The sequence below is a fragment of the Streptomyces chrestomyceticus JCM 4735 genome, from assembly GCF_003865135.1.
In the GTDB taxonomy this organism is placed as follows: domain Bacteria; phylum Actinomycetota; class Actinomycetes; order Streptomycetales; family Streptomycetaceae; genus Streptomyces; species Streptomyces chrestomyceticus.
In genome coordinates, this window is the sequence record NZ_BHZC01000001.1 from 8,832,951 (window position 1) to 8,854,526 (window position 21,576).

Below are 21,576 nucleotides of genomic sequence, written 5' to 3' on the forward strand. Positions count from 1 at the left end.
GCGTCCCACCGCAGCTCGCCTCCCCCTGAACGTGCTCCCGCTCACCTCAGCACATCCGCCACTCCCGCAACAAGCAACTCGTGAGTGTCTGCAGCCTCTTACGAATCCACCGATGTTTTGTCTACCTGCAGAAACAGGGGTCGCTAGACAACTCTCCAGCCACTGAAATCGCTGTTGCACGGCCGGAACCGCTGCTCTCACGGGGGCGGTTCGGGGCCTGCGTCCACCCGATGTCCGGGCGCAGGCAGGTCCACAGCGAACCGAGAGAAACAGGACGAGAAACCATGCGTATACGTCAGATCACCGCCGCCGGCGCCGCCGCCACCGCGCTGATGCTCGGAGCGGCGCTCCCGGCCTTCGCGGCCGACGCCCAGCCCGTGGCCGCGGGGGCTCCCGCGCTCCAGGCCAAGCCGAAGCAGAAGGTGCACGTCTGGGAGGACGCCAAGTACAAGGGCAAGGACAAGTACTTCACGAAGAACGCGCCGCACCTGGGCGGGTGGAACGACACCATCAGCTCCGCCAAGAACCTGGGCAAGCGCACGGTCAGCTTCTACATCACGGCCAAGTACCAGGGTGCCCACATCGCCCTGGCCGAGGGCCAGTCGGAAGCCCACTTCGGTAACCGCGGCGTGGGCGACATCGTCAGCTCCATCAAGTTCGGCTGACCGATCCACTGAACGGGCGGGGTGCGGCCACCGGCCGTACCCCGCCCCGCCGACCCCGCACACCAGTTGCCGCACACCGAGGGGCACCCATGCCGTTCTCCCGCCCGCGGGCCGCCGCCGCGCTCGCGCTGCTCCTGGCCACCGCTGCCTGCACGGCCACGCCCGAGGAGCCCCCGTCCGCCCGGCCCCCCGCCGCCCGGCCGCCGGTGAACCGGCAGGCCGACGCCGTACGGCTGCCCCTGGACGCGTACGGGCCCAAGGAGGCCGACACCCAGGCCGTGGACGATGCCAAGGACGTCCTGATGGGCCGCTGCATGAGCAGCCGGGGCCTGCCCTGGCGGCCGCTGCCGCGGGTGGGCGCCCAGGACCTCGAACCGGAGAATCTCCGCCGGTACGGAGTCGCCGACGCGGAGACCGCCGGCCGCTACGGCTATCACGCGCCCCCTGTCCCGCCGTCGGTGGTGCGCCGCGACAGCGTCTGGGACGCCCGCGACTCGCTCCCCGACGCCGAGCGGATCGCCGCTTACGGGAGCACCGGCGAGGGCGGCTGCTACCGGACCGTCCGCCAACAGCTCGGCGGCGGCACCGCCCCGCTGGACTACGAAGTGTTCAACCGGCTGACCCTCGCCTCGCTGGAAGCCTCCCAGCGCGCTCCGGAAGTCGGTGACGCCATGCGCAAGTGGAGCGCCTGCATGGCGCAGTCCGGCCTGCGCTTCAAGGACGCGCTGGCCGCGGGCGGAAGCAAGCGCTGGGACACCGACGAGCCAACGGACGCCGAGCGCGCCGCCGCCCGTACCGATGTGGCCTGCAAGAAGGCGACCCGCCCGGTGACGGTGTGGGCCCAGGCCGAGGCCCGCATCCAGCAACAGTTGATCCGGCAGCACGCGGGCCCCCTGAAGCAGGCGAAGGACCGCAAGGACCGCTGGCTGACGGCCGCCCGCCGCGTCCTGGCCGACGCGGACGGCGGGGGAGCGGGCAGCTCGTAGGGGCGGACCGTGCCGGGAACAGGGGCGAGCCCGTGCGCGGACAGACGTCCACCGGTCTCAGGACGGCCGTGCCGTCACGATCCCGATCGTGACCAGGGCCAGCACCACCCAGGAGAACCAGAGCCAGCCGCTGCCGCCCAGCGCGGCGGTGTAGGCCGTAGCCACGACCAGCCCGCCCACCGTGATCGCCGCCATCGCCTTAGCAGATCCGGGCATCCCCGCAACCTCCTCACGGCGGCCGGCGGCCCAACGCCACGGGCCGCGGCCTCAAGGACATCGTCCCCGGCCGCGGCCCGTACCGCTACCTGTCGTGCGTGACCTCCGGTCAGTAATCGGTCACCCCGCGCCGCCGCCCTGGCCACGGGCCTGGAGGGAGGCCAGGTACGCGTTGTAGGCCGCCAGCTCCTGGTCGCCGTCCCGGGCCGCCGCGCGGTCCTTGCGCTGGTTCTGCCGCTCCTCGGACTTGTACCACTGGTAGAGGAGCGCGACGAGCACCAGCACGGACGGGATCTCGCTGAAGGCCCAGGCGATGCCGCCCGCCGCGCTCTGGTCACTGAGCGCGTCGATCCCCAGCGAGGCCGGCGGGTTCTCGAACGTCTTGATCATCGTCTCGGTGCCCATCATCAGGGCGATGCCGAAGAACGCGTGGAAGGGCATCCCCGCGAACAGCTCCAGCATCCGCATGACGTAGCCGGGCCGGTGCGGCCCGGGGTCCACGCCCATGATCGGCCAGAAGAAGACCAGCCCCACCACCAGGAAGTGCACCATCATCGCGATGTGCCCGACCCGGTACTGCATCAGGTAGTCGAAGAGCGGCGTGAAGTACAGCGCGTACAGGCTCGCGATGAACATCGGGATGGTGAACGCCGCATGGGTGATCACCCGCATGTACCGGCTGTGCAGCAGCGCCACCAGCAGCTCACGCGGCCCCTTGCGGCCCCGCCCGGCCGCCGGCAGCGCGCGCAGCGTCAGCGTCACCGGCGCGCCGAGCAGCAGCAGGATCGGCGACAGCATGCTGATCACCATGTGCTGCACCATGTGCACGCTGAACATGACCATGCCGTAGTCGTTGAGCTTGGTGCACATCACCAGTGCCACGGTCAGTACGCCGATGACCCAGGCGACCGTCCGGCCCACCGGCCAGTGATCACCGCGCCGCCGCAGCCGCACCACCGCCCACCCGTACAGAATCAGCCCCACCAGGCAACCGACCAGGAAGAACGGGTCTCCGCCGAACTCCATGCCGCGCCCCAGCGTGAACGGCGGCAGATCCATGTCCATGCCGTGCCCGCCGTGATCCATCCGCTCGCTCCTGATTCGTACCGATACTCCGCGACCAGACTAGAACCGCCCCCGGCCGGGGCATCGGCCGGGGGCGGTTGCGGGGGCGCGTCGCACCCGTACGCGCCGTCGGAGGCGCCGTGCGGTACCGGTTCCGGCTACAGGACGCACTCCGTCTCGGCGTACCGGTCCCCGGGCACCGTCTTCAGTGTCTCCACCGCCTCGGCCAGCGGCACCAGCGTGATGTCCGTGCCGCGCAGCGCCGTCATCATCCCGAACGCGCCGCGGTGCGCCGCCTCCACCGCGTGCCGGCCGAAGCGGGTCGCCAGCACCCGGTCGTACGCGGTCGGCGTGCCGCCCCGCTGCACATGGCCCAGGATCACCGCGCGGGCCTCCTTGCCGAGCCGCCGCTCCAGCTCCAGCGACAGTTGCCGGGCGACCCCGGCGAACCGCTCGTGCCCGTACATGTCGGTGCCGCCGGCGTCGAAGGCCATCGTCCCCTCGCGCGGCTTGGCGCCCTCGGCGACCACCACGATCGCGAACTTCTTGCCCGCCTCGAAACGCTCACCGACCTTGCGGGTCAGCTCCGCCACGTCGAAGGGACGCTCCGGGACGACGATGGCGTGCGCGCCCGCCGCCATCCCGGAGTGCAGCGCGATCCAGCCCGTGTGCCGGCCCATGACCTCGACGATCAGCACCCGCTGGTGCGACTCGGCGGTGGTCTTCAGGCGGTCCAGGGCTTCGGTGGCGACGCCCACCGCCGTGTCGAAGCCGAAGGTCACATCGGTCGCGGCGATGTCGTTGTCGATGGTCTTGGGCACGCCGACGATCGGCAGTCCGGCGTCGGACAGCAGCCGGGCCGCCTTCAGCGTCCCCTCGCCGCCGATCGGGATGATCGCGTCCAGCCCCAGCTCGGCGACGTGCCCGCGGGCCCGCTCCACGCCGTCCCGCAGGTGCGCGGGCTGCACCCGGGAAGAGCCCAGGATGGTGCCGCCGCGCGCCAGGATGCCGTTCACGGCGTCCAGGTCCAGCTTGCGGTAGTCGCACTCCAGCAGGCCCTTCCAGCCGTCCCGGAAACCGATCACCTCGTCGCCGTGGTCGGCGGTGGCGCGGTGGACGACGGAGCGGATGACGGCGTTCAGGCCGGGGCAGTCGCCGCCGGAGGTGAGTACACCAATACGCATGTTTCGCAGACCCTCTGCACATCGGAGCCCGCTCTCCGGACCACGGCCGGGCACGGGCGCGGGCTCTCGACCGGACGCCCGGACTCCGTCGTCCGGCTGGATGGCGCTCACCCTACAAGCGCAAGGGCCCTGCGGTACACGTACGCCCGCAGTGCGGACACTGCGGGCGTACCCGGTCGTACGGTGTGCGGCGAATCGTTACGCGGGCTGCGTGGCCGCGGCGATGCGTTCCTGCCGCAGGGCCTCGTACCAGCGGTCGTCGGCCGGCGGCAGCGCGTTGACGTCCAGCGCCAGCTTGATCAGCAGGTCGGCGATGTGCGGGTTGCGCGCCATGACCGGGCCGTGCATGTACGTACCGAAGACGGTGTCGTTGTACGCGCCCTCGTAGCCGTCGCCGACGCCGTTGCCCTTGCCGAAGCGGACCCGGGCGAACGGGCGGGCCGTCTGCCCCAGGTGGGTCACGCCCTGGTGGTTCTCGAAGCCGGTCAGCGGCGGCAGGTTGAGCTGCGGGTCGATGTCGGCCAGCACGTCGCCGACGCACCGCTCGCCCTCGCCTCGGGTGCTCACCACGTCCAGCAGGCCCAGGCCCTGCTCCCGCTCCCCGAGGTCGTTGATGAACTCGTGGCCCAGGATCTGGTAGCCGGCGCACACCGAGAAGACGATCGCGCCGTTGGAGACCGCGCGGTTCAGCCCGCCGTCGCGGCGCAGCCGCTCGGCCGCCAGCCGCTGTGGCCGGTCCTCGCCGCCGCCGATCAGGTAGATGTCGCCGGAGGTGGGGATCTGCTGGTCGGAGCGGACGTCGAGGCGCTGGACGTCCAGGCCGCGCTGGCGGGCCCGGCGCTCCACCACCAGGGCGTTGCCCTGGTCCCCGTACGTGCTCAGCAGGTCCGGGTAGATCCAGACCAGCCGCAGGCTGTTGTCACTCATGCTCGCTCGTCCTTGTCGGGAAGGTCGCTGGTTCACGTCAGTTCCCCACTCGCCGGCGGAGGTCCTGGAAGGCGGTGTAGTTGGCGATGACCTCGATACGGCCCGGAGGAGCCGCCTGCACCGCCTCGTCCACCGTGTCACACACCCGGAAGTCCAGGCCCGCGACCTCCAGGCGGACCGCCAGGTCCAGCTTGCGGTCGCCGATCACGAAGATCGGGTGACCGGCCAGCCGGGTGTAGTCGACGTCCCACAGCCAGGAGGTGTCCGTACCGTCCGCGCCGCGCGCGTTCACCGACAGGATCACCGGGGTCGGCGGCGGGTCGATCAGCGAGAACGTCTCCAGCCAGCCCGCCGGGTTCTTCGCCAGCAGCAGACGCAGGTCGCGCTGCATGAACGAGACCACGTCGTAGCGGCCCGCGACGGCCTGGACGGAGTACATCCGCTCCAGGGCGACCTGCGGCGGCACGCCGAACGCCGCGGCGACCGCCGCCGACGTCGTGGCGTTGGCCTTGTTCGCCCGGCCCGGCAACTGGAGCCGGATCGGCCAGGCGCTGCCGTGCGGGTCGAGCACGTGGTCGCCGGAGAGCGCCCAGCTCGGCGTCGGGCGGCGGAAGCCGCACTCGCCGCAGAACCAGTCGTCGCCGGGGCGCTGCATCACACCGCCGCAGGACGGGCAGGACCAGGCGTCGTCCTTCCATTCCTGGCCCGCCGCGACCCACACCACGTTCGCCGACGACGAGGCCGCCCACACGATCAGCGGGTCGTCGCAGTTGGCGATGATCAGCGCCTTGGAGCCGGCCAGCCCCTCGCGCCAGTGCTCGGCCAGCATCCGGGTCTCCGCGGCCCGGTCGAGCTGGTCGCGCGAGAGGTTCAGCAGCGCTATGGCCTTGGGCGTCACGTCCCGCGCCACGCCCGCCAGGTACTTCTCGTCCACCTCGATGACGCCGAAGCGGGCGTCGGAGCCGCCGGCCAGCGCGGAGGTGATGCCCGCCGGCATGTTGGCGCCGAGCGCGTTCGAGACGACCGGGCCGCTGGCCCGCAGCGCCTCCGCGATCAGCCGCGTCGTGGTCGTCTTCCCGTTGGTCGCCGACACCAGCACCACGTCCAGGTGCCGGGCGAGCCGGGCCAGCAGGTCCGGGTCGAGCCGGAGCGCCACCTTGCCGCCGATCACCGATCCGCTGCCGCGGCCCGCCGCGCGCGACACCGCCGCCGCGGCCTTGCCCGCCGTCACGGCCAGCTTGGCCCGCGGCGACAGCGGCTCCGTGTTGCCTGCCATCGTCTTTGATCCTCCTTGCATCCGGCGCCCTCCCGCCCTTGGGGCTGCCGGTGGAACGCCTCCTCCGGAGCCGATGACCGGCCGGAGGCTTCGGTCGGGGATCAGCCTATCGAGATCCGGCGGCGGCCCCGAATCCCGCTACCCGTGCCGCGGCCTCCGCGACCCGCGACGACCTGCGCCGTCACACGTTCCAGAACGTACGCTTGCCCCCATGCGTTCCCGCTCGATCCCCGGCAGCTCCGGCCACCCGCGTCCCCTGCGCCTGCTCGGCGACCCGGCCCTGGCCGCGGCCTGCCGGGACGTCACCGACTTCGACGCCGGGCTCGCCGCGCTCGTCGAGGACATGTTCGCGACGATGTACGCGGCCCAGGGCGTCGGGCTGGCGGCCAACCAGGTCGGCGTCCCGCTGCGGGTGTTCGTCTACGACTGCCCGGACGACGACGACCGGCGCCACCTCGGACACCTCGTCAACCCGCGCCTGGTGGAGGCCGACGGCGTCCTGGTGCGCGGCCCCGAGGGCTGTCTGTCGGTGCCCGGCATCGAGGCCGGCACGCCGCGGTACGACCACGCGGTGGTGGAGGGGTTCAGCGTGACGGGCGAGCCGCGCACCGTGTCCGGCACCGGCTTCTTCGCCCGCTGCCTCCAGCACGAGTGCGACCACCTGGAGGGCGGCCTCTACCTCGACCGTCTCACCGGCCTGCGCCGCCGCCGGGCCCTGCGGGCCGCGTCCCGCGCACCGTGGGCGGGACGGGAGCAGCCGACGGGCTCCTGACGGGGCCCGGCCCCTCAGAACCCGGGCCCGCCCAGCCGGTCCCCGGCCGCCGCCAGCCGCCCCCACAGCAGGTCCGCCAGGTGCTGCACCAATTGCGCCCGCGAGCAGGGACGTTCGCGCAGCCACCAGTCGCCGGCCGCGTGCATCATGCCGACGATCCCGTGGCCCCACACCCGGGCCAGCTCCTCGCCGCCCGGCCCCAGGTCCAGGCGCTCGCCTATCACCTGGGCCAGTTCCTCGCCGAGCCGGCGCAGCAGCGGCGCGGAGTGCCGGCCGACGTCGAAGCCGGTGTCCTTGTCGGCGCCAGGCGCCTCGTCGGAGGGGTGCATCAGGAACCGGTAGACCTGCGGGCGGGTCTCGATCGCGGCCAGGTAGGTGTCGAGCGTCGCCTCGACGCGGTCCCGGCGCGGTACGGGGGAGTCCAGCGCCGCCCGCAGCCCGTCCAGCAGGGCGTCGGTGTGCCGTACGGCCAGGGCCCGGTAGAGCCCGCCCTTGTCGCCGAAGTGCCGGTAGAGGATCGGCTTGGTGATGCCGGCCTCCGCCGCGATGGCGTTCATCGAGGCGTCCGGGCCGTCGCGCAGCACCACCCGGTCCGCGGCCTCCAGCAGTTCGCGGCGCCGCCGCTCGGTGGCCGTCTGCTGCCGCCGTCCCGTGTCCGGCGGGCCCGCCGCGGCGCCGTGCCCAGCGGCAGGCTGCTCCACCGCGGTGGTCTGCTGCCTGCTGTCGTGCTGGGTGTTCTCCATGTCCCACTCCCCGCCCTTGTGTATCCGTGACGCTCGCGCAACGTAACACTCCCACTGCGGGGTGATTGGGGGGCCGGGGGAGTTGACATCCCTTACTCACGGGTAACACACTCGGGTTACCGTAAGTAACATGAGGTAGGCGTCACTGCCCGGCAGCCGCCCGGGACCGCACCGCTGGAGGGGTCATGGCCGAGTTCACCATGGAGCTGAGCGACGAGCAGAAGGAGGTCAGGGACTGGATCCACGGCTTCGCCGCCGACGTGATGCGCCCCGCGGCCGCCGAGTGGGACGAGCGCGAGGAGACCCCCTGGCCGGTGATCCAGGAAGCCGCCAAGATCGGCCTGTACTCGCTCGACTTCTACGCCCAGCAGTTCTTCGACCCGACCGGCCTCGGCATCCCCATGGCCATGGAGGAACTGTTCTGGGGCGACGCCGGCATCGGCCTGTCCATCGTCGGCACCGGCCTGGCCGCCGTCGGCGTCCTGGCCAACGGCACCGAGGAGCAGATCGGCACCTGGATACCGCAGATGTACGGCGACGCCGCCGACGTGAAGGTGGCCGCCTTCTGCTCCTCCGAGCCCGACGCGGGCTCCGACGTCTCTGCGATGCGCACCCGCGCCGTCTACGACGAGGCCAAGGACGAGTGGGTGCTCAACGGCACCAAGACCTGGGCGACCAACGGCGGCATCGCCAACGTCCACGTCGTCGTCGCGGTCGTCGACCCGGACCTCGGCCCCAAGGGACACGCCTCCTTCATCGTCCCGCCGCAGACCCCCGGCCTGTCCCAGGGCCAGAAGTTCAAGAAGCACGGCATCCGCGCCTCGCACACCGCCGAGGTCGTGCTGGAGGACGTACGCGTCCCCGGCCACTGCCTGCTCGGCGGCAAGGAGAAACTGGACGAGCGCCTGGCCCGGGCCCGCGAGCGCGCGAAGAACCCTGGCGGTGAACGCGTCAAGAACGCCGCCATGGCCACCTTCGAGGCGTCCCGCCCGGCCGTCGGAGCCCAGGCCGTCGGCATCGCCCGCGCCGCCTACGAGGTCGCCCTCGACTACGCGAAGGAACGCGTCCAGTTCGGCCGCCCGATCATCGACAACCAGGGCGTCGCCTTCCAGCTCGCCGACATGCGCACCCAGATCGACGCCGCCCGCCTCCTGGTCTGGCGCGCCTCCTGGATGGCCACCGCCGGCAAGCCGTTCACCTCGGCCGAGGGCTCCATGTCCAAGCTGTTCGCCGGCGAGACCGCCAAGAAGGTGACCGCCCAGGCCATGCAGATCCTCGGCGGCAACGGCTACACGCGGGAGTACCCCGTCGAGCGGATGCACCGCGACAGTTCCATCTACACCATCTTCGAAGGGACCAGCGAGATCCAGCGCCTGGTCATCGCCCGGACGGTGGCGGGGGTGCCGATCCGCTAGCGGACGCCGCCCGCGGCCCCGCCGAGGAAGGCGCGGACCCGGACGAGCCAGTCCGCCCGGTGGGCGGCGCTCATGAGGTGGCCCGCGCCGGGCAGTTCGGTGAACGCGGCGCCGGGGATGCCGTCCGCCAGGCGGCGGGTGGTTGCCCGGCGGCCGTCGCGGCGGCGGCCAACTGGTCCGCCAGATCGTCGAGCCGGAGCGGTCGGCCGGCTTCGGGCGTGCCGCTCGCGCCGGGGTAGTGCGGGCCGATGACCGTACGGTCCCGCGCCAGATCGTCGAGGACGAGGCCGTAGTCGCCGAGCACCCCTGCGCCCGCGCCGTGCGCGAGCACTAGCGCGGGCCCGCTGCCCTGGCCGCCGCCCTCGCCGCGCTGCCCGGCGCGTTGGCCGACCGAGGGCCTGTGCAGGAGCCGGTCGAACGGGTGGAGGAGCGCCGGCTCCAACTGTCTGTGGCGGCGTACCGCGAACTCGCGGAGCGTCGGCCCCCCGGACCGGCGGCGCTCGACGCGGTACGGGGGCGCCTCGCCGACAGTAGGGCGGACGTGCATGCCCGTCCCGGCGGCTACTCTGCCGCCTGCGGCAACGTCTTGCTGCGCGACGGCGACGGCTGAGCCGCTGCGCTCCCGCCCGGTCAGGCGGCGGCGTCCTGTCGCGGCACCACCTTGAACACGTCGCCGTGCGCGGAGTACACCACGTGCACGTCCTCACCGGCGGCGCGCAACACCTCCACCACCGCGTCCAGCATCGGCAGCGACCGCGCGCTGCCCGCGGGCAACTGGCGCGGTAACGACACGGCGGGCACGCGAAGCGGTTCCTGAACGACGTTCATGACATCAGCCCCATCTCGGCACGGAACATCCCCCGTCGGCACCACCGCGCCGCCGGCTCAGCCAGCTTGCGACACGGCGATGAACAGAAGCTCAACGGCTCGTTCAGCGGCGTCAATCGGGGCCGACACGGTCGTACGCGCTCCCCTCAGCAGCGGCGCTCCCACCAGGGGCGGTCGTCCGGTGCGTGCGGGTCGGGCAGCGTGCGGGCGAGGAAGGCGCGGTCCACGGGCTCGACGAGGGCGCGGAGTTGGCGAGCGCTGCGGCGGGGCAGGGCGTGCAGTGCGATGTCCAGCTCTGCGCGCCCGTACCCGCCGTCGCAGCAGGGGCAGCCGTAATACGCCGTATCGGCCGCATAACGGCGGGGCAGCCGGACCTGCTGCCGCCAGCTCTCCAGGGCCTTGGCCACGGCTCCGGGCGTCAGACGTGACCGTTCCAGGGCGCGGACATCGAGCTGGGCGGCGGCGTCGAGGCCGTCCACCACCGTGAAAGCGGCGGACCGCCGTGCTGCCAGGCCGCCCCGGACCTGGGCGGGGCGCCTACGCGTCATGGGCCTTCCGCGCCGGACGCGGGTCCCGGCCGGCGGGTACGTGCGTGGTGTGCATGGCGGGATCTTCGCACGGTGGCGGCGGCCGGGCACCCGCATTTCCCGGCCGCCGCCCGGACGGCTACGCGCTGGGCGCCGCGCCCGCCTCCGGCGCCAGGGCCGCCGCGACCGCGCGTACGTACGCCTCCGGGTTGTCCAGCATGATGTTGTGCCCGCAGTCCGGCACCGCCATCACTCGTACACCGGCCGCCACGAGCGCGTCCGCGCCGGGCAGCGGGCCGTCGGCCGCGGGCAGCAGGAACGTACGCGGCATCGGCAGCTTCGTCAGCAGCTCCCGCATGACCGGCTCGCTGCCCCGGGTGAGGTGGACCGCGCTGCGGTGCAGCGCCTCCAGGCCGGCCAGCCGCATCGTGGACCACCAGTGCGCGCCCGCGGCGTCCCGTATCCGCTCCCAGCCGCCCGCGAGGAACTCCTCCTCGGAGAGCGCGGCGATGCCACCGCTGCCCGGCGCCCCGCGCCGCGGCTCGATCGGGTCGAGGTTGGCGTCGACGAGGACGAGCCGCGCCACCAGGTCCGGGTGCCGGGCGGCGAGCACGATCGCGACCGAGCCGCCCATGCTGTGGGCGACCACGTCCGCCGCGCTCACACCGGCGGCGCGCAGCGCCTCGGCGACCGCGTCGGCGTGCGCCTCCAGGGTGTACGGGAAGCCGGTGGGCCGGTCGCTGATGCCGAAGCCGAGCAGGTCCAGGAGCAGCGAACGGCGGCCGGCCAGGAGCGGGTGCGCGGCGGTCTCGGCGAAGTAGGCGGGCGAGGTGGCGCCGAGGCCGTGCAGGTAGACGCGGGCCGGTTCCGCGCCCGGCAGTTCGGCCCAGCGGATACGGTCGCCCTCGGGCGTCACCACGGCGTTGCGCACGGTCGTCTCTCCAGCTCGTCGGACCCGGGCGGCGGACCCGGGAAGGTTACGGACACGAGCCCGGACAGGGTGTGTTGCGGTGTGCCCGGGGCTCGGGCACACCTTCTCAGGCCCGCGAATTCGCTGGCGAGGCGGGTGCCGTCGGCCCACCATGGGGGACGATGCAGCCCACGACGGAAATCCTGGTCCTGTGCGGCGCCGCCGGGGTCGGCAAGTCCACGACGGCGTACGAGGTGTCCCACCAGCTCGGCCGCGCCGACGTCCCGCACGCCCTGCTCGACACCGACCAACTGGACCAGGTGCACCCCTGGCCGCCGCCCGGCCTCGCGCCGAGCGAGCTGTCCCGCCGCAACCTCGCCGCGGTCTGGGCCAATCTGGCGGGGGTCGGCCACACCCGGCTGATCCTGACGGGCGTGTTCGTCACGCTGGAACGGGAGCTGGCGTGGATCGCCGACGCCGTACCGGACGCCGGCCTCACGCCCGTACGGCTGACCGCCGACGCGCCCACCCTGGAGCGGCGGGTCCGCCGCCGTGAGATCGGTTCCGGGGCAGCGGACCAGCTCGCCCGTACGGCCCGTCAGCACGCGGCCCTCGCCCGGCCGGAGCCGCCGGGCACGACGGTGATCGACACGACCGGGCGTTCCGTGGTCTCGGTGGCGTGCGAGGTGATCGGGGTGTGGCTCGGCGTGGACCGTAGGCCCTCGTAAGGCCGCAGAGTTCAGAGTCCCGCGCGCTCCATGAACAGGGCCCGCAGGTACGCCAGGCTCCGCTCGGCCAGGGGGCGCAGGGCTGGGGCCGCGGCCAGGGCGTCGGCGCGCAGCCGGGCCGTGGCGTCGGGGCCGAGGGCGGCCGTGGCCTCGGCGGTGAAGGAGGGCTCGGCGAGCCACTCGTCCAGGAGGCCGGGCGTGACCTCCAGGTGGAACTGGATGCCCCAGGCGACCGGACCGGCGCGGAACGCCTGGCACTCCGTGGTGCCGGTGCGGGCCAGGACGCGGGTGCCGGGAGCGGGCACGATGCGGTCACCGTGCCAGTGGAGTACGGCCGGGGCGTCGGCCAGCGGGCCGACGAACGGGTCGGCGCGGTCCACGTCGTCCAGCGCGGACCAGCCGATCTCGCTGCCCCGGCCGAGTTCCGCGGCGGGCCGTACGGCCAGGCCCTGGGCGCGGGCGAGGAGTTGGGCGCCGAGGCACACGCCCAGCGTCGGGACGCCGGCCCGCAGCGCGTCGGCCAGCAGGTCCCGCTCCACCTTCAGCGCCGGGTGCTCCGTCGTGGCGTCGGCGTTCATGGGGCCACCCATGACGACCAGCCCGGCCAGGTCGGACAGCGGCGGCAGGTCGTCCGCCGAGGCGCCCGGCGTGTCGATCAGGTTGCGGATGTCGACGTGCAGGCCGCTGCCGTCCAGGGCGTCCAGGATCAGGCCGGGCTTCTCGGCCTCTACGTGCTGGAGTATCAGGACGGTGCGCGGGGGCATGGAGCGGTCTCCTCGGCGGGCGGCACGGCGACAACAGGGCGATGGGCAGCCTAACGTGCCTGGTCGCGGCCGTTTCGCGGCGCGATGGCCGACGCCTTCGGGGCCGTCCCGGCCGCGCCTTTCCCTTCTCTGACGTATCGGCCTGCCGGGCCTTTCTCCGTACGGCGATCCCTTGACGGCTGGCAGGACGCGCTCTACTTTCTTCCGTACTTCCGCAGAGTAAAACATAGATTCCATGATGCGGAAACAGTGCACCTCGCGCTTCCGCCCCCGGGCCGGAGCGCCATCCCGACCGGCCGACGCAGGAGTACTCGATGCCTCGAATGACCGCCGCCCGTGCGGCTGTGGAGATCCTCAAGCGCGAGGGCGTGACCAACGCGTTCGGTGTGCCGGGCGCGGCGATCAACCCGTTCTACGCGGCGCTGCGTGCCGGTGGCGGCATCCACCACACGCTCGCCCGCCACGTCGAGGGCGCCTCCCACATGGCCGAGGGCTACACCCGCGCCCACCCCGGCAACATCGGCGTCTGCATCGGTACGTCCGGACCCGCCGGCACCGACATGATCACCGGTCTGTACTCCGCGACCGGTGACTCGATCCCGATCCTGTGCATCACCGGCCAGGCACCGACCGCGGTGATCCACAAGGAGGACTTCCAGGCCGTCGACATCGCCGCGATCGCCGCCCCCGTCACCAAGGCCGCGACCACCGTCCTGGAGGCCGCCCAGGTCCCCGGCGTCTTCCAGCAGGCATTCCACCTGATGCGCTCCGGACGGCCGGGGCCGGTCCTGATCGACCTGCCGATCGACGTGCAGCTCACGGAGATCGAGTTCGACCCGGAGACGTACGAGCCGCTGCCGGTGCACCGGCCGAAGGCGACGCGCAAGCAGGTCGAGAAGGCCCTCGCCATGCTGAACGCCGCCGAGCGCCCGCTGCTCGTCGCGGGTGGCGGCATCATCAACGCCGACGCCTCGGACCTGCTCGTCGAGTTCGCCGAGCTGACCGGCGTGCCCGTGATCCCCACCCTGATGGGCTGGGGCACCCTCCCCGACGACCACCGCCTGAACGCCGGCATGGTGGGCCTCCAGACCTCGCACCGCTACGGCAACGCGACCTTCCTGGAGTCCGACTTCGTCCTCGGCATCGGCAACCGCTGGGCCAACCGGCACACCGGCAAGCTGGACGTCTACACCCAGGGCCGCACCTTCGTGCACGTCGACATCGAGCCCACCCAGATCGGCAAGATCTTCGCCCCGGACTACGGCATCGCCTCCGACGCCAAGGCGGCCCTGGAACTGTTCGTCCAGGTCGCCAAGGAGCAGAAGGCCGCGGGCGAGCTGCCCGACCGCGGCGCGTGGGCCGCCTCCGCCCAGCAGCGCAAGGCCACGCTCCAGCGCCGTACGCACTTCGACAACGTGCCGCTCAAGCCGCAGCGTGTGTACGAGGAGATGAACCGCGCCTTCGGGCCCGAGACCCGGTACGTCACCACCATCGGCCTCTCGCAGATCGCCGGCGCCCAGATGCTGCACGTCTACAAGCCGCGCCACTGGATCAACTGCGGCCAGGCCGGGCCGCTGGGCTGGACCATCCCGGCCGCGCTGGGCGTCGCCACCGCCGACCCCGACGGCAGCGTCGTCGCGCTGTCCGGCGACTACGACTTCCAGTTCATGCTGGAGGAGCTGGCGGTCGGCGCGCAGCACCGCATCCCGTACGTGCATGTGCTGGTGAACAACTCCTACCTGGGCCTGATCCGCCAGGCACAGCGCAACTTCGACATGGACTACCAGGTCACCCTGGAGTTCGAGAACATCAACACCCCCGAGCTCGGCGTGTACGGCGTGGACCACGTCAAGGTCGCCGAGGGGCTGGGCTGCAAGGCGATCCGTGTCACCGAACCGGACCAACTGCTGCCCGCCTTCGAGGAGGCCAAGAAGCTGGCCGCCGAGCACCGGGTCCCGGTGGTCGTCGAGGCGATCCTGGAGCGGGTCACCAACATCGCGATGAGCGGCACCGACATCGGTAGCGTCAACGAGTTCGAGGACCTGGCCACCGAGCCCGGCCATGCGCCGACCGCCGTCGTGCCGATGAGGTGAGCCGGGCCGGGGCGGGCGGGTGCTCGGCCTTCGTGCCCCGGGTGGCGGTGGTTCAGGCGTCTGCGGGCCAGTCGTCGCCCGCTATACGGGCGTGCAGGTGCTCGTCGTGCCAGCCGTCGGCGTGCAGCAGCGCGCTGCGCAGGGTGCCTTCCAGCGGGAAACCTGCCCTGGCCGCCACCCGGCAGGACGCCGGGTTGGCCACGGAGTGGGTGAGCCGCAGCCGGTGCAGACCGAGTTCCTCCAGGGCCCATCGGCTGATCCGTACGGTCGCCGACACCGCGAGCCCGCGCCCGCGTCCGGCGGGGAGCAGCCAGTAGAGGAATTCCGCGCTGCCGCCTCTGAGATCCAGGTCCGCGAGTCCGGCCAATCCCACCGCCGCACCGTCCTGCCCACCGTCTTTCCCGTCCACGATGGCCCAGATGGCGGCCTGCTCGTCCTGCCACCGCTGCTGCCAGGATGCGATCTTGGCCCGCGCGCCCTCCGTAGAGACCTGTGCGGGCCGGTTCCACTGCTGGATGTCCGGGTCCTGGCAGGCGGCGACCAGCGTGGGGGCGTCGGTGGGGCGCCAGGGGCGTAATGCGGCGTTCGCGGGGAGGGGGAGGGTCGGCTGCTCGCTGTCGCGCATACGGCCGGCGGGGACGACGGGGGGTATTGGGTGCGGGGCGGGGGAGGATGTGGCGGGTGGCGTGGTGGAAGACATGTGTGGATCATGCCAGCGGGCCGTGGGGCGGTTGGGGCCGTGGGGTCGTACGGGGTGGCGGCCCGGTGAACGTACCTGGCTGTACGCCCGAGTTGCCATCAGGTGCGCGTACGGCGCCCCGGATACCACGCGACCACCAACGCCCCACCCGCCACGACCACCGCGGCCAGGACGAGCATCGCGACGTCGAGCGAGCCGGTGAAGGCGTCGAGCACCGCGTCCCGTAGGGCGCTGTCCGCCGAACCGGACACGTCGCTCAGTCGTCGTTCCGCCGCGGCCACGGTTGTCGGCGGGGGCGGGCCGTTCAGTACGGCGGGCAGGTGGGCGGTGAAAAGGGCGGTGACGATGCTGCCGCTGATCGCGATGCCCAGCGCGCTGCCCAACTCGCGGGCGAGGCTTTGCAGTCCGGAGCCGGTTCCCGCCCGGTCCGGCGGCAGTGCCGACATCATGCCGTGCGAGAGCAGGGGGGTGGCCAGGCCGCAGCCGGCCGCCGTCAGTGTGGCACCGGCGGCGTAGAGGACGTACGGGGTGCGCGCGCTCACCGTCGATACGGTGGCCAGGCCCGCCGCCAGTACCAGCAGCCCTGTACCCACGGTGGCCCGGCCGCCCAGCCACCGCTCCAGTACGGTCGCGCAGCGCGGGGCCAGCAGCAGCGCGGCCGCCATCGGCAGCAGACGTATACCTGCCTCCAGTGGCGAATGGCCTTGCGCGTACTGGAGGTACTGGCCGTTGATGTAGAACAGGCCGAACATGCCGACGAAGGCCAGCGCCAGGCCCAGCGCTCCCGCCCGCACGACGGGCAGGGCGAAGAGCCGCGGGTCCAGCATCGGGTGCGGCCGCCGGAGTTCGTACCGTACCCAGCAGGTCAGCAGTACGGCGGCGAGGGCGAAGCCGCCCACGGCCCGTACGCTGAGCCAGCCCGACTCCGGCCCGGAGACGATGCCCGTCAGCAGGGCCAGGAACCCGGCGGTCAGCAAGCTCGCCGAGAGCGGGGAGACCGGGCGGTCGTGACGTACGGCGGCCGGGGCGCAGGCGGCGATCAGGACGAGGGCCACGAGAGCCGGCGGGACGACGCACAGGAACAGGGCCCGCCAGGAACCGGTCTGCAGGGCCGCGCCGCCCCCGACGTTGCCCAGGACCGCCGCCAGGCCCGTCATCGACGCCCACACCGCGACCAGCCGGGGCCGCCGCTCCGGCGCCGCGTCCGCGACCAGCAGGGCCAGCGTCGTCGGCAGTACGGCGGCGGCGCCGACCCCGCTGAGCATCCGGCCGGCGATCACCACCGCGATGCCGGGCGCGGCGGCGCACAGCGCGGAACCCGCCGTGAACAGCGCCATCCCGCCCAGCAGGGTGCCCTTGCGGCCCAGCCGGTCCGCGAGCGCGCCCGCCGGGACGAGCAGGCAGGCGAAGAACACCACGTACCCGTCCACGACCCACACCACCGCTTCGGCGGAGGGGTGCAGCGCGCTGCGGGACAGCGACGGGATGGCGAGATTGACGGCGGAGACCATGCCGACGACGAGGGTGACGCACAGGCACATCACGGCGAGGGTGAGGCGGGCCGGACGGTGGGGAGGGGCGGTTTCGCAGGAGGGGGTGGGTGTGGTGAAAGAGGTGGGTGTGGTGCGGGTCATCGGTTGTCACCTGTCGGGCTGTCGGGTGCGCCGGTGCCCCGGTCCAGTTCCGCGCGGAACGCCAGCCGGTCGCCCCGGACGCGCAGGAACTCCAGGTCCACGGGGCGCCCGTCCGGCAGCCGGGTCAGCCGTTCGACGGTGAACACCGCCTGTCCCGGCGGGGTTCCGAGCAGGGCCGAGGTGCCGGGGTCCGCGTTGACCGCGTGCACGGTCACGCTCGCCGAACCCAGCGGGCCGCCGACCGACTCCTCGATCAGGCTGAACAGGTCCCGGCCCGCCAGGTCCGCGTCCAGCAGCGGCCTTCCGATGTCGGTGGTGAGGTAGGTCAGGTCCAGGGACAGCGGGTCGTCGCCGAGGCGGCGCAGCCGTTCGATGTAGACGACCTGCCCGTCGTCGGGGACGCACAGCTTGCGTGCCACTTCCCGGGGCGGCCGGATCACGTCGGCGACCCGCACCTCGTTGCTGACCCGCCCGTACGCCGACAGGGTCTCGGCCAGTCCGGTCAGCCGCTCCAGCGTGTGCTCGTACGTACGGCGCCGGATCACCGTGCCCACGCCCTGCCGCCGTTCCACCACGCCCTCGTCGCGCAGGACGCCCAGCGCCTCGCGGACGGTGTTCCGTGAGGCGCCGTGGTCGGCGATCAGGCTCCGCTCGTCCGGCAGGACGCCGGAGGGGAAGGCTCCGGAGGCGATCTGCCGGCGGAGTACCTCCGCGACCTGCCGGGCCCGGTCCGCGCGGGACCGAGGGCGGGGGCCTGCCGGGGCGGTGGTCGGGTCGGACGGCGACGCGGTCATGGGCTCTCCGCAGCTCGGCTCGGGGCGCGCCGGGCGACTCGGGGCCGGGCGCCTGCCCAACCTAGGGTCCGCATGCGCGCTCGACGAGGAGAGCGCCTACCTGGCGGCGAAACTGGCCGCGCTGGAAGCGCTGCGCGGCGGATTCACCTCCGTCGCCGACGCCGGGACCCGCGCGCCCGTCGACGTCGCGGTCCTGGCGCAGGCCACCCAGGAGGCCGGTATCCGCTGCGTGCTGGGGCAGGTGTGCTCGGACGGCAAGGGCGGCGAACGGCACCTCGCCCGCTGGGACGGGTCCCGGCTGGTCCACCCGTCCCTGGCGATTCCCGTGCAGGAGGACGCCGCCGACGCCGGGGTGCTGCGGCGCACGGCACGGCTGTGCGCCGAAGCGGGTGCTGTCTTCCAGGTGCACGCCAACGAGCACCTCGCCTCCGTCGAACGCTCCCTCAAGAGCGTCGGCCGGCGCCCGGTGGAACACCTCCACCATGTCGGCGCCCTCGGCCCGCACACGCTCGGCGCGCACGCCACCCTGCTCACGCCCGGCGAACTCCTTCTGCTGGCCGACACGGGCACCGCCGTCAGCTACAACCCCGTCGCCAGCGCATGGAAGGGCAACGGCGTCGCGCAGGCCGGGACGATGGCCGCCATGGGCGTGCGCTTCGGTACCGGCACGGACGGCACCCGCGGCGACGGCTTCCGCCTGGTGGACGCCGCGGAGACCGCGCAGCGGCTGGCGTTCGGCCTGTCGAGCGGCGACTCGGTGTGCGGCGCCGGCCGGGTGTGGCTGGAGCACGCGACCTCGCGCAGCGCCGACGCGCTCGGCCTGGGCCGGGTCACCGGCGAGATCGCGCCCGGCAAGGCGGCGGACTTCCTCGTCGTGGACCTCGACGTACCGGAGCTGACGCCGTCGTGGGACCTGTCCTGGGAACTGGTACGGCTCGCCAACCGCGACCAGATTCGCGCGGTCGTGGTCGGCGGCGGCCTGCGGCTCTGGGAGGGCAGGCCGCTCCACTGGGACGGCCCCGCGCTGCTACGGCGGGCCGCGGCGGCGGGGCGCGAGGTCGTGCGCCGGGCGGGCATCCGCCGCGTCGAACCGGTGCCGTCCGGTTTGTGACGCGAGCTGCCGGAGCATGCGGCCTGGTCCCGACGCGTCGAACCGCCGGCTATGTCTCGTCGAACCGGCTACGTCCCGTCGCGCCGGTTGCGTTTCGTCGTGCCGACTACGTTTCGTCGTACCGGGTGCGTTTCGTCGTACCGGGTGTGTCCCGTCGAACCGGCTACGTCGCGTCGTACCGGTTGCGCCTCGTCGAACCGGTGGCGTTTCGTCGTAACGGTAGGGGTGCGTCGCAACGGCCGGGTTACGTCGTAACGGTCGAGGGTCGTCGCAACGGCCGAGTCCCGTCGTAACGCTGCCGGCTCGCCCGCGTACCCACCTGCGCCCCCTCGCGACGCATCCCGTACGCGGACGAGCCCTCAGCTCTCAGCCCTCAGCTTTCATCCCCCGACTCTCAGCCCTCCGCCTCCCCCGTCGGCCGCCCCAGCACCCGCAGGCCGCGCAGGCGGTTCAGGGCCGCGGCGACCTCGTGGCGGCGCGGCAGCGCGAAGTCCTCGTCGCGGACGGCGAGGAGGCGGTGCGCGCCGTCCTCCAGGTCGCCGTCGAGCAGGTCGAGCGCCTCGGCCAGGGTGCGCTTCCCGTCCACGTACCCGCGCCGCACCATCAGTTCGAGGGCCAGGCCGATGCCCGCCACCTGGCGCGCGTCCGCGATCTGTTCGACGGCCCGCAGGTCGATGTCGTGCTCGCCGAAGGTCAGCCCGTCGTCGCCGCGCGCCCGGATGCGGGAGCGGCCGCGTACGGACGTGTCGAGGGAGCCGGGGTCCGGGCGGCGGTGGGCGACGCCGGGGAAGGCGTCCGCCTCGGCGGTCCGGCCGGTCGGCACCGCCGCCAGCCGGCGCGCCCGTTCGGTGACGTCGGACGGTCGGTACGCGTCCATCATGACCACCTGGTCGGCGACCTCCATGTAGTCGCCGGACCCGCCCATCACCAGCACGGTCGAGACCCCGTGGTCCCGGTGCAGGGAGCGGACGAGGTCCACGAACGGCGTGAGCGGCTCCCGCTCCTTGGCGACCAGCGCCTGCATCCGCGCGTCACGGATCATCAGGTTGGTGGCCGCGGTGTCCTCGTCGATGAGCAGGGCCCGCGCGCCCGCCTCGACGGCCTCGCACAGGGAGGCGGCCTGCGACGTGGAGCCGGAGGCGTTGTCCGTACAGAAGTCGGTGGTGTCCGCGCCGCTCGGCAGGTGGTCCACGAAGGCGTGCACGTCCACCCGCTCGACCCGGCGGCCGTCCTCGGAGCGGATCTTGACGGTGTCGGGCCGGGCCGCCACCCGCTCGCGGCCGTCCCCCGGGACGTGGTCCCACACGCCCGTCTCCAGGGCCCGCAGCAGCGTCGACTTGCCGTGGAAGCCGCCACCGACGATCAGGGTGACGCCTTCGCGTACGCCCATGCCGGTGACGGTCCCCGCGTGCGGCAGGTCGACCGAGACCCGCAGTTCCTCCGGAGAGGCGAACGGGACGACTCCGTCACCGGTCGCCGGACGGTCGTCCACGCCGCTGCGCCGCGGCAGCACAGCGCCGTCGGCGACGAACGCGACCAGGCCGAGGCCGGGCAGCGCGGCGCGCAGTGCGGCGGAGTCCTCGACGGTGTCCGCGAAGGCCCGTACGTCGTCGGCGTCCAGTGCCGCGTACCGCAGCGCGCGCTCGGCGACCTTCGGCAGCAGGCCGCACAGCACGTGCTCCGCCGCGTGCCCGTCGATGCGGCGGCCGTGCCCCGGCAGGTCGACACCCAGCCGTAGCGTCACCGAGCCGTCCCGCGCGTCGACCAGGCAGGAACTGCGCTCCAGCACCTCCTGGCCGCCGGCGTCCACCCGCAGCGCCCGGTGGTCCGCCGCCTCGGCGGCCCGCCGCGCCAGATAGCTCGCCAGCGCCCGCCGCCGGACCGGCGACTCCCACAGGTCGGCGGGGAACCCGGCCTCCTCGGCCGGTACGCGCAGGGCGACCCGCGCGGGCGGCGCGTACGGGTCGGACTGCCCGCGGATCACCTCCAGGGTGAAGCCGGGCATGGACCAACTGCCGAGGAGCGACTTGTACCTGCCGTACGAGGCGCCGTCCATCCGGCGCAGCTCCCCGGCCAGTCCGTCCCTGACCCCTTGCGGGCGGTCGGCCCGCGGCCGGTCCTGTGGACGGCCGTGGGCACGGGTCGGCCCGCGGTCCCGGCCGTGTGCGCGTCCGCGGTCGTGGTCCCGGCCTTGAGGGCGTGGCACAGCGCCTGCACCTTTCTCGTCGTGTCTCGTCG

The 21,576-nt window shown here is 73.1% G+C and carries 22 protein-coding genes; 7 read left to right on the top strand and 15 right to left on the bottom strand.

Features of this window, described 5'->3' with window-relative positions; all coding sequences use genetic code 11:
* The first annotated feature begins 284 nt into the window (after positions 1 to 284).
* Together EJG53_RS38180 and EJG53_RS38185 are read left to right on the top strand one after the other, a co-directional pair.
* Positions 285 to 665 (top strand): peptidase inhibitor family I36 protein, encoded by a 381-nt coding sequence (locus EJG53_RS38180; RefSeq protein ID WP_125048721.1) that lies wholly within the window; start codon positions 285 to 287, stop codon positions 663 to 665.
* Between the two features lie 89 nt (positions 666 to 754).
* Positions 755 to 1,651, top strand: coding sequence for a hypothetical protein (locus EJG53_RS38185; protein ID WP_125048722.1), 897 nt, complete (start codon positions 755 to 757; stop codon positions 1,649 to 1,651).
* 57 nt (positions 1,652 to 1,708) lie between these two features.
* On the opposite strand, the gene EJG53_RS41350 is transcribed toward EJG53_RS38185, so the two are convergent.
* The 5 genes from EJG53_RS41350 to EJG53_RS38205 all read right to left on the bottom strand — a co-directional run bounded on the left by EJG53_RS41350 (position 1,709) and on the right by EJG53_RS38205 (position 6,319).
* The gene (locus EJG53_RS41350) at positions 1,709 to 1,867 is read right to left on the bottom strand and encodes a hypothetical protein (RefSeq protein WP_167515230.1); all 159 of its coding nucleotides are present in this window, start codon (positions 1,865 to 1,867) and stop codon (positions 1,709 to 1,711) included.
* Between the two features lie 120 nt (positions 1,868 to 1,987).
* A complete protein-coding gene (locus EJG53_RS38190) occupies positions 1,988 to 2,953 on the bottom strand; it encodes a cytochrome c oxidase assembly protein (RefSeq protein WP_125048723.1) in 966 nt (321 codons plus the stop codon).
* Between the two features lie 137 nt (positions 2,954 to 3,090).
* On the bottom strand, positions 3,091 to 4,116 hold the full coding sequence (locus tag EJG53_RS38195) for a 6-phosphofructokinase (RefSeq protein ID WP_125048724.1): 1,026 nt from the start codon (positions 4,114 to 4,116) through the stop codon (positions 3,091 to 3,093).
* Between the two features lie 198 nt (positions 4,117 to 4,314).
* Entirely contained in the window at positions 4,315 to 5,043 is a 729-nt protein-coding gene (locus tag EJG53_RS38200) for a type 1 glutamine amidotransferase (protein ID WP_030018655.1), read from the bottom strand.
* A gap of 37 nt (positions 5,044 to 5,080) precedes the next feature.
* Positions 5,081 to 6,319 carry a MurT ligase domain-containing protein gene (locus EJG53_RS38205; RefSeq protein WP_031000052.1) on the bottom strand — a complete coding sequence of 413 codons (1,239 nt, stop codon included), beginning with the start codon at positions 6,317 to 6,319 and terminating at the stop codon, positions 5,081 to 5,083.
* A 211-nt stretch (positions 6,320 to 6,530) separates the two neighbouring features.
* Here EJG53_RS38205 and def point away from each other — a divergent pair, with 211 nt between their 5' ends.
* Positions 6,531 to 7,091, top strand: a complete 561-nt coding sequence (def, locus tag EJG53_RS38210) for a peptide deformylase (RefSeq protein ID WP_125048725.1) — start codon at positions 6,531 to 6,533, stop codon at positions 7,089 to 7,091.
* A 14-nt stretch (positions 7,092 to 7,105) separates the two neighbouring features.
* Here def and EJG53_RS38215 read toward each other — a convergent pair whose 3' ends face one another.
* Entirely contained in the window at positions 7,106 to 7,834 is a 729-nt protein-coding gene (locus EJG53_RS38215) for a TetR family transcriptional regulator (protein WP_244955513.1), read from the bottom strand.
* A 185-nt stretch (positions 7,835 to 8,019) separates the two neighbouring features.
* Here EJG53_RS38215 and EJG53_RS38220 point away from each other — a divergent pair, with 185 nt between their 5' ends.
* Complete coding sequence (locus tag EJG53_RS38220) at positions 8,020 to 9,249, top strand: acyl-CoA dehydrogenase family protein (protein WP_031000058.1); 1,230 nt, start codon at positions 8,020 to 8,022, stop codon at positions 9,247 to 9,249.
* Positions 9,250 to 9,319: 70 nt separating this feature from the next.
* Here EJG53_RS38220 and EJG53_RS43715 read toward each other — a convergent pair whose 3' ends face one another.
* The 4 genes from EJG53_RS43715 to EJG53_RS38240 all read right to left on the bottom strand — a co-directional run bounded on the left by EJG53_RS43715 (position 9,320) and on the right by EJG53_RS38240 (position 11,535).
* A complete protein-coding gene (locus EJG53_RS43715; protein ID WP_307721711.1) occupies positions 9,320 to 9,796 on the bottom strand; it encodes a hypothetical protein in 477 nt (158 codons plus the stop codon).
* 83 nt (positions 9,797 to 9,879) lie between these two features.
* The gene (locus EJG53_RS38230; protein WP_238783610.1) at positions 9,880 to 10,041 is read right to left on the bottom strand and encodes a hypothetical protein; all 162 of its coding nucleotides are present in this window, start codon (positions 10,039 to 10,041) and stop codon (positions 9,880 to 9,882) included.
* A gap of 182 nt (positions 10,042 to 10,223) precedes the next feature.
* Positions 10,224 to 10,625 carry a hypothetical protein gene (locus EJG53_RS38235; RefSeq protein WP_125048726.1) on the bottom strand — a complete coding sequence of 134 codons (402 nt, stop codon included), beginning with the start codon at positions 10,623 to 10,625 and terminating at the stop codon, positions 10,224 to 10,226.
* A gap of 118 nt (positions 10,626 to 10,743) precedes the next feature.
* Positions 10,744 to 11,535: an alpha/beta fold hydrolase gene (locus tag EJG53_RS38240; protein WP_125048727.1), complete on the bottom strand. Its 792-nt coding sequence runs from the start codon at positions 11,533 to 11,535 to the stop codon at positions 10,744 to 10,746.
* Between the two features lie 161 nt (positions 11,536 to 11,696).
* Here EJG53_RS38240 and EJG53_RS38245 point away from each other — a divergent pair, with 161 nt between their 5' ends.
* Entirely contained in the window at positions 11,697 to 12,242 is a 546-nt protein-coding gene (locus EJG53_RS38245; protein WP_125048728.1) for an ATP-binding protein, read from the top strand.
* A gap of 11 nt (positions 12,243 to 12,253) precedes the next feature.
* On the opposite strand, the gene EJG53_RS38250 is transcribed toward EJG53_RS38245, so the two are convergent.
* The gene (locus EJG53_RS38250; protein WP_167515231.1) at positions 12,254 to 13,006 is read right to left on the bottom strand and encodes a type 1 glutamine amidotransferase; all 753 of its coding nucleotides are present in this window, start codon (positions 13,004 to 13,006) and stop codon (positions 12,254 to 12,256) included.
* Positions 13,007 to 13,320: 314 nt separating this feature from the next.
* Here EJG53_RS38250 and gcl point away from each other — a divergent pair, with 314 nt between their 5' ends.
* A complete protein-coding gene (gcl, locus tag EJG53_RS38255) occupies positions 13,321 to 15,099 on the top strand; it encodes a glyoxylate carboligase (protein ID WP_125048730.1) in 1,779 nt (592 codons plus the stop codon).
* A 52-nt stretch (positions 15,100 to 15,151) separates the two neighbouring features.
* On the opposite strand, the gene EJG53_RS38260 is transcribed toward gcl, so the two are convergent.
* From EJG53_RS38260 to EJG53_RS38270, 3 genes are all read right to left on the bottom strand, one after another.
* Positions 15,152 to 15,724, bottom strand: coding sequence for a GNAT family N-acetyltransferase (locus tag EJG53_RS38260; RefSeq protein ID WP_307721712.1), 573 nt, complete (start codon positions 15,722 to 15,724; stop codon positions 15,152 to 15,154).
* Positions 15,725 to 15,897: 173 nt separating this feature from the next.
* Positions 15,898 to 17,433: an MFS transporter gene (locus tag EJG53_RS38265; RefSeq protein WP_125048732.1), complete on the bottom strand. Its 1,536-nt coding sequence runs from the start codon at positions 17,431 to 17,433 to the stop codon at positions 15,898 to 15,900.
* Complete coding sequence (locus EJG53_RS38270; RefSeq protein WP_125048733.1) at positions 17,430 to 18,227, bottom strand: GntR family transcriptional regulator; 798 nt, start codon at positions 18,225 to 18,227, stop codon at positions 17,430 to 17,432. The genes EJG53_RS38265 and EJG53_RS38270 overlap by 4 nt, the downstream gene beginning before the upstream one ends.
* Here EJG53_RS38270 and EJG53_RS38275 point away from each other — a divergent pair.
* On the top strand, positions 18,226 to 19,338 hold the full coding sequence (locus tag EJG53_RS38275) for an amidohydrolase family protein (RefSeq protein WP_125048734.1): 1,113 nt from the start codon (positions 18,226 to 18,228) through the stop codon (positions 19,336 to 19,338). The two genes, EJG53_RS38270 and EJG53_RS38275, sit on opposite strands and share 2 nt — an antisense overlap.
* A gap of 394 nt (positions 19,339 to 19,732) precedes the next feature.
* Here the strand turns inward: EJG53_RS38275 and EJG53_RS38280 are convergent, their stop codons facing one another.
* Complete coding sequence (locus EJG53_RS38280; RefSeq protein ID WP_125048735.1) at positions 19,733 to 21,544, bottom strand: ABC-ATPase domain-containing protein; 1,812 nt, start codon at positions 21,542 to 21,544, stop codon at positions 19,733 to 19,735.
* Positions 21,545 to 21,576 lie beyond the last annotated feature (32 nt).

Excerpts from the sequence above, each read along its gene's own strand:
- EJG53_RS38180 (WP_125048721.1), top strand. The coding sequence starts at position 285 with ATGCGTATACGTCAGATCACCGCCGCCGGCGCCGCCGCCACCGCGCTG.
- EJG53_RS38185 (WP_125048722.1), top strand. The coding sequence starts at position 755 with ATGCCGTTCTCCCGCCCGCGGGCCGCCGCCGCGCTCGCGCTGCTCCTG.
- EJG53_RS41350 (WP_167515230.1), bottom strand. The coding sequence starts at position 1,867 with ATGCCCGGATCTGCTAAGGCGATGGCGGCGATCACGGTGGGCGGGCTG.
- EJG53_RS38190 (WP_125048723.1), bottom strand. The coding sequence starts at position 2,953 with ATGGATCACGGCGGGCACGGCATGGACATGGATCTGCCGCCGTTCACG.
- EJG53_RS38195 (WP_125048724.1), bottom strand. The coding sequence starts at position 4,116 with ATGCGTATTGGTGTACTCACCTCCGGCGGCGACTGCCCCGGCCTGAAC.
- EJG53_RS38200 (WP_030018655.1), bottom strand. The coding sequence starts at position 5,043 with ATGAGTGACAACAGCCTGCGGCTGGTCTGGATCTACCCGGACCTGCTG.
- EJG53_RS38205 (WP_031000052.1), bottom strand. The coding sequence starts at position 6,319 with ATGGCAGGCAACACGGAGCCGCTGTCGCCGCGGGCCAAGCTGGCCGTG.
- def (WP_125048725.1), top strand. The coding sequence starts at position 6,531 with ATGCGTTCCCGCTCGATCCCCGGCAGCTCCGGCCACCCGCGTCCCCTG.
- EJG53_RS38215 (WP_244955513.1), bottom strand. The coding sequence starts at position 7,834 with ATGGAGAACACCCAGCACGACAGCAGGCAGCAGACCACCGCGGTGGAG.
- EJG53_RS38220 (WP_031000058.1), top strand. The coding sequence starts at position 8,020 with ATGGCCGAGTTCACCATGGAGCTGAGCGACGAGCAGAAGGAGGTCAGG.
- EJG53_RS43715 (WP_307721711.1), bottom strand. The coding sequence starts at position 9,796 with ATGCACGTCCGCCCTACTGTCGGCGAGGCGCCCCCGTACCGCGTCGAG.
- EJG53_RS38235 (WP_125048726.1), bottom strand. The coding sequence starts at position 10,625 with ATGACGCGTAGGCGCCCCGCCCAGGTCCGGGGCGGCCTGGCAGCACGG.
- EJG53_RS38245 (WP_125048728.1), top strand. The coding sequence starts at position 11,697 with ATGCAGCCCACGACGGAAATCCTGGTCCTGTGCGGCGCCGCCGGGGTC.
- EJG53_RS38250 (WP_167515231.1), bottom strand. The coding sequence starts at position 13,006 with ATGCCCCCGCGCACCGTCCTGATACTCCAGCACGTAGAGGCCGAGAAG.
- gcl (WP_125048730.1), top strand. The coding sequence starts at position 13,321 with ATGCCTCGAATGACCGCCGCCCGTGCGGCTGTGGAGATCCTCAAGCGC.
- EJG53_RS38260 (WP_307721712.1), bottom strand. The coding sequence starts at position 15,724 with ATGCGCGACAGCGAGCAGCCGACCCTCCCCCTCCCCGCGAACGCCGCA.
- EJG53_RS38265 (WP_125048732.1), bottom strand. The coding sequence starts at position 17,433 with ATGACCCGCACCACACCCACCTCTTTCACCACACCCACCCCCTCCTGC.
- EJG53_RS38275 (WP_125048734.1), top strand. The coding sequence starts at position 18,226 with ATGGGCTCTCCGCAGCTCGGCTCGGGGCGCGCCGGGCGACTCGGGGCC.
- EJG53_RS38270 (WP_125048733.1), bottom strand. The coding sequence starts at position 18,227 with ATGACCGCGTCGCCGTCCGACCCGACCACCGCCCCGGCAGGCCCCCGC.